The organism is bacterium, assembly GCA_030654305.1.
Lineage (GTDB): Bacteria > Krumholzibacteriota > Krumholzibacteriia > LZORAL124-64-63 > LZORAL124-64-63 > PNOJ01.
The window spans coordinates 1-5,290 of sequence record JAURXS010000036.1 but is presented as its reverse complement, the minus strand read 5'-3'; the positions used below and the strand labels follow the sequence as shown (position 1 = coordinate 5,290).

The following is a 5,290-nucleotide window of genomic DNA, read 5'->3' as shown; positions in this document are numbered from 1 at the left end:
GCCCAGCAGCAGGTCGCGGCCGGTGCCGCCGGCGCGCGCCGCGGCGCTCATCGCCGCCGGGATGAGGTCGCTGGGGTGCGACGGGTCCTGCTTCCAGTAGATGTCGTTGTAGTCGAGCACGCGGATCAAGAGCGCGTTGGCCAGCGCCGCGGACACCGGGTCCATCCGCTTGCCGGTGCCGATGACCGAGGCCGGGCCGGGTCCGGCGGTCTCGGCGAGCACCTCCAGGGCGATCTTGCAGTCGTGCTGCAGCAGGCCGCCGTAGGCGCAGCCGACGCTGTCGAACAGGAACCGCTTGGCGGCTGTGATCGCCTCGGGCGCGATGTCTTCGTAACGCAGGGCGGCCGCCCAGGCCGCCATCTTCCCGCTCACAGTCATGGTTACGGGTCCTCCCGGGATCAGCGTGGGTACTTGTCGTGGATGTCGTCGGTCAAGCCGCGGCCCGCAGCAGCCGGGTGTTCCACAGGGCCAGCAGCACGCTGCAGGCCAGGATGACGGCGCCGGTGCTCTGGTGCAGCGTCGTCAGGATCACGTCGGCCAGGGCCGGCGTGCCGGCGGCCGCGGTCAGGCCCGTCGCCCAGAGCGCGGCCAGGCCCAGGCAGATCTGCAGGCCGAGCAGGATCATCAGCGCCCTGCCCAGGCCCTGCAGGCGGGGCACGTCGGGGTGTTCCCCCCAGGCCCGCAGGCCCACCAGCAGCCCCACCACGGCCACCGCCACCGCCATCGTGATGTGCAGCAGCAGCCCGTGGGACAGGTGGCGCAGGACGGCCCCGAGCACCAGCTGAACGATAACCACGATCACCACGGCCCGCGAGAGCAGGGCGTCGGTGCGCGCGTCGGCGAAGATCTTGGGTTTGGCGGCGCGCCAACCGCGGGTCGTCATGGCGGCCAGGGCGATCAGCACGCCCAGGAACACCTGGCCGGTCACGCCGTGGACGATGGCCAGCGTCAGGTTGGGGGCGGTGTGGGCCGGGTCCATGCTCGAGGTGAAGCGGCCGGTCACCCGCAGGCCGCCCAGCACGCCCTGGACGATCACCAGCAGCAGCGCGGCGCCCGCCAGCAGCTTCACGCCGCGGCGCTCGTCGGTCCGCCACAGGAAGACCGCCAGCACGAGCGTCGTGAGGCCGACCAGCGAGCCCAGCAGGCGGTGGGCGTGCTCGTAGAAGATGCCGCCGGTCATGCGCGACAGGGGGTAGAGGAACATGTTCGAGCCGAAGCTGTTGGGCCAGTCGACCACCGCCAGGCCGGCCTGCTGCCCGGTGACCACGCCGCCCGCGGCCAGCAGCAGCAGCGTGGCGCCGGCGGCGACGAAGGCGAAGGCGGACGGCCAGGCGAAGGGCGGCGTCGCGGGGCGGCGCGCGCCCTCGACCGCTCCCATCGCGCCGAAGAACGCGCCCATCAGCAGCGACCCCGGCACCCAGAGCAGCGCCGACGGCACGACCCGGTTCGACCCGTCGCCGACGGCCAGCAGGCTGCCGAGGATCAGCAGGTTGAGCGTCGAGGCCAGCAGTCCGACCCAGAGGCCGCCGCGCCATCCACGGCCCGTCCAGCGGCCGGCCTGCCGGCCGCCGAGGATCAAGAGGCCGAACATCAGGGGCATCAGCATCCAAATGGGTGCCTGCACGCCGGGCAGCCGGCCGCAGTAGCCGACGGCCCACATCGCGACCGTGGTGGCGAAGCCGAGGGTCAGGATGTCGCCGCCACGAACCGGTTCTCGGGTTGCGCTGTCGTTGCTCACTTGCCGACCTCCTGTTATCCTGCGTGTCCGGGTCTCGTGCGGTCCCGGTTCCCATAGCTACCACGATTCGCCGGCCGTCACCACCACGGAGCGCCATGACCGCCTCGCCGCTGCAGCGCTGGATCGGATTGAGCCTGGAGCTGGGCAAGGCCCGCCTCAGCGCCCTGGTGGTGGTGACCACGCTGGCCGGCTACCTGATGGCGGCGCGCCCGCTGCCGGGCTGGGGCCACCTGGCCGCCACGCTGCTGGGCACCGCGCTGTGCGCCTTCGGGGCCAACGGCTTCAACCAGGTGCTCGAGCGCGACCGCGACGCCCTGATGGTGCGCACGCGGGAGCGGCCGCTGCCCGCGGGACGGGTCGGCGTGCGCGCGGCGGCGCTCTGGTCGGGCGCGGTCGTGCTGGCGGGCACGGGCCTGCTGCTGGCGCTGGTCAACGCGGCGGCCGCGGCCCTGGCGCTCGGCACGGTCCTGCTCTACGTCCTCGTCTACACGCCGCTGAAGCCCCGCAGCACGCTCAACACGCTGGCCGGCGCCATCTGCGGCGCCATCCCGCCGTTGATCGGCTGGAGCGCGGTGACCGGCGGCGTCTTCGGCGGCGACCAGGGCGGCGGCTGGTGGCTGGCCCTCCTGCTGTTCGTCTGGCAGGTGCCGCACTTCCTGTCGCTGGCCTGGCTCTACCGCGACGACTACCGGCGCGCGGGCTTCAAGATGCTGCCGCTGCAGGACCCGCGCGGCGACCGCACCTTCCGCTTCCTGATGCTCTACGCCTGGGTGCTGCTGCCACTGGGCCTGCTGGCCACGTTCATGGGCTTGACCGGGGCCGTGTTCGCGGTGGGCTCGCTGCTGCTCGGCGGCGCCTGGCTGTGGTTGGGCATGCGCTGCTACCGCGACCGCAGCAGCCTCAACGCGCGGCGCGTGTTCCTGGGCAGCGTGGTCTACCTGCCGCTGGTGCTCGGCCTGATGGTGGCCGACCGCGCGCCGCCCCGGGCGGAACGCGCGGCGGGGGCCGACGTCGCCATCGTCGCCGCACAGCCCGGGAGCGTCTGATGGCCGGTCGCGGCGGTCGGCGGCGCCTCGCGGTGGTGTTCGCGGCGCCGGTGCTGCTCCTGCTCGCGGTCGTGGCCTGGCGCCTGGGGACCGACGTGCGCGCCTCCCGCGACCACCACGCGATCGGTGACGGCAGCCACCCCCGCACCTACGGCTTCGACCTCTCCAACCTCGCGTACCCCGAATCCCTGCTCGCGGCCGGCGGCGTCCCGCGCGACGGCCTGCCGACGCTCGACCGCCCGCCGCTGCTGACCCCCGCCGGCGTCGACTCGCTGAACGACGCGGAGCGCGGCAAGTACCTCGTCGGCGCCGACCGCGTGCTCGGTGCGGTCGTGCGGGGCGAGGCGCGCTGCTGGCCCTTGCGCGTGCTGGACTGGCACGAGGTCTGCCTCGACACCCTGGGCGGCGCGCCGCTGGCCGCGACCTGGAGCCCGCTGTCCGGCAGCGCCGCGGTCTACGGGCGCGTCGTCGACGGGGACACGCTGCAACTGGGGGTGAGCGGGCTGCTGCTGAACTCCAACACGCTGCTGTTCGACCGCGCGGCGTCGCCGAGCCTGTGGTGCCAGCTGACCGGCGAGGCCGTGGCCGGCCCGCGCCGCGGCGACGCGCTGCCCCGCCTGCCCGCGGTGGTGACGACCTGGGAGCGCTGGCGCCGCGACCACCCCGGCACGACCGTGCCGGCCCCCGCGCCGACCTTCAAGCGGCGCTACCAGTCGCGGCCCTACCAGACGTACCGCTCCGGCGGCCGCACCCGCTTCCCCTCGGCGCCGCTGCCCGCCGGCGGCGGCCCGCTCGACCCGCTGCTGATCGTCGAGACGCCGGCCGGCCGCCGCGTTCTGGACGCCGCCCGCCTGGCGCGCGAGACCGGTCCCGACGGCGTCCGGACGGACGAGGTCGACGGGGTGGCCGTGAGGATCCACGCCGCGCCGCAGGCGCCCGGCGAGCAGCCGGCCGTGTGGTTGGAACTGGTGTCGGGCGGCGGGTTCACCGTATACTACGCCGATCGCTTCGCCTGGCACGCTTTCCACCCAGAGGACCGGTTGCCATGAGACACGTCCCGCTGTTCGCGCTGCTGTCGATGGTGATCGTGCTGGCCGTGGGTTGCGGCGGCGGTGGCGATCCCGACCCGGCCCCCGTGGGCGTTGTGAAGGTGGTCACCCTGCCCGGCATCCTGGATGCGGGCTGGACGCTGACCGGTCCCGCAGATGCGTACTTCGAGGGTACGGGCGACGAACGCTATCCCGGGCGCGCCGTCGGCTCGTGGACGATCGTCTGGGACGAGATCGCGGACTGGGCGCGGCCGCTCTCGCAGACCCGCACCCTGGCCGATGGGGACTCCATCACCTTCACGGGCCAGTACGTCGCCGACCCGCCGCCGACGGTCGGTTCGCTGTCGATCGACGTCGAGCCCGACGACCTGCAGATCCGCTGGGTGCTGAAGCGCCTGGCCGGTGTCGACGACGACCGTTCCGGCGTCGGCGACGCCACCCTGGACGACGTGCCCGCCGGCCCCTTCACCGTGGCCTGGGAGCGGGTGCCCGGCTGGAACCTGCCGGCGCCGGGCTGGGTCGACGGCTTGATCACGGCGGGCGAGACGGCGACCGCGGCGGTCACCTTCACGGTGCTGCCGGCCTGGCCCTTCGCGACCGTGCGCCTGGAGGCCGGCTCCTACACCATGGGCTCCGCCGCACCGGAACCCGGCCGCGAGCCGGACGAGGGGCCCCGGCACGAGGTGACCCTCACGCGCCCGCTGCTGGTGGCGACCACCGAGCTGACCAACGGCCAGTGGAACGAGGTGCGGCGCGACGGGCAGGTGGAAGACCCCACGCTCGCCAACCAGCCCGTCGTCTCGGTCACCTGGTACGACGCGGTGATCTTCTGCAACGCGAAGTCCGCCGCCGACGGCCTGACGGCGGCCTACACCGTCAACGGCCCGCAGGTGGCCTGGAACCAGGACGCCGACGGCTGGCGCCTGCCGACCGAGGCCGAGTGGGAGGCCCTCTGCCGGGCCGGCACACAGGGGTCGCTGAGCGACGGCGAGCTGTCGCGCCTCGACATGGAGGTCGACCCGGTGCTGTCGTTCTTCGGCTGGTCGGCGGCCAACTCGGACAACCGCGTGAAGCCGGTGCGCGCCCTGCTGCCCAACCCCATGGGCCTCCACGACGTCCACGGCAACCTGCTGGAGTGGTGCTGGGACCGCTACGGCGAGACCTATTCCACGGCCGCGCCCGCGACCGACCCCACCGGGCCGGCCACCGGCAGCAACCGGGTGCTGCGCGGCGGCTCCTTCGCCGACGCCAACCAGCGGCTGCGCTGCGCGGCCCGCGCCTACCTCGACCCCGCCGCCACCGCGGGGATCGTGGGCTTCCGGCCGGTGCGCAACGCGCCGGTCGTCAAGTCGGGCGGGGAATAGCCGATCTTGCATCCCGGCGCGTCCGCGCCTACGTTGCCGGGAACCGGAGGCATGCGCTTGAGCCCACGTCGGATCGCACTGATCGCCCTGATC

Annotated in this window: 5 protein-coding genes; 3 read left to right on the top strand and 2 right to left on the bottom strand. The window is 73.8% G+C overall.

What is annotated here, in order from left to right; all coding sequences use genetic code 11:
* Together Q7W29_00860 and Q7W29_00855 are read right to left on the bottom strand one after the other, a co-directional pair.
* The coding region (locus Q7W29_00860) for an MmgE/PrpD family protein (GenBank protein MDO9170365.1) at window positions 1–378 on the bottom strand (378 nt) is incomplete at its 3' end.
* Between the two features lie 52 nt (window positions 379–430).
* Window positions 431–1,738 carry a COX15/CtaA family protein gene (locus tag Q7W29_00855; protein MDO9170364.1) on the bottom strand — a complete coding sequence of 436 codons (1,308 nt, stop codon included), beginning with the start codon at window positions 1,736–1,738 and terminating at the stop codon, window positions 431–433.
* A gap of 95 nt (window positions 1,739–1,833) precedes the next feature.
* On the opposite strand from Q7W29_00855, the gene cyoE reads away from it, so the two are divergent.
* From cyoE to Q7W29_00840, 3 genes are read left to right on the top strand one after another with little or no spacing between them, the layout of a single operon-like run.
* A complete protein-coding gene (cyoE, locus tag Q7W29_00850) occupies window positions 1,834–2,784 on the top strand; it encodes a heme o synthase (protein MDO9170363.1) in 951 nt (316 codons plus the stop codon).
* Complete coding sequence (locus tag Q7W29_00845; GenBank protein MDO9170362.1) at window positions 2,784–3,833, top strand: DUF3179 domain-containing (seleno)protein; 1,050 nt, start codon at window positions 2,784–2,786, stop codon at window positions 3,831–3,833. Before cyoE ends, Q7W29_00845 begins: the two co-directional genes overlap by 1 nt.
* Entirely contained in the window at window positions 3,830–5,197 is a 1,368-nt protein-coding gene (locus tag Q7W29_00840; protein MDO9170361.1) for an SUMF1/EgtB/PvdO family nonheme iron enzyme, read from the top strand. The genes Q7W29_00845 and Q7W29_00840 overlap by 4 nt, the downstream gene beginning before the upstream one ends.
* Window positions 5,198–5,290: the final 93 nt, after the last annotated feature.

Coding starts and splice junctions, on each gene's coding strand:
- cyoE (MDO9170363.1), top strand. CDS start 1,834: ATGACCGCCTCGCCGCTGCAGCGCTGGATCGGATTGAGCCTGGAGCTG.
- Q7W29_00840 (MDO9170361.1), top strand. CDS start 3,830: ATGAGACACGTCCCGCTGTTCGCGCTGCTGTCGATGGTGATCGTGCTG.
- Q7W29_00845 (MDO9170362.1), top strand. CDS start 2,784: ATGGCCGGTCGCGGCGGTCGGCGGCGCCTCGCGGTGGTGTTCGCGGCG.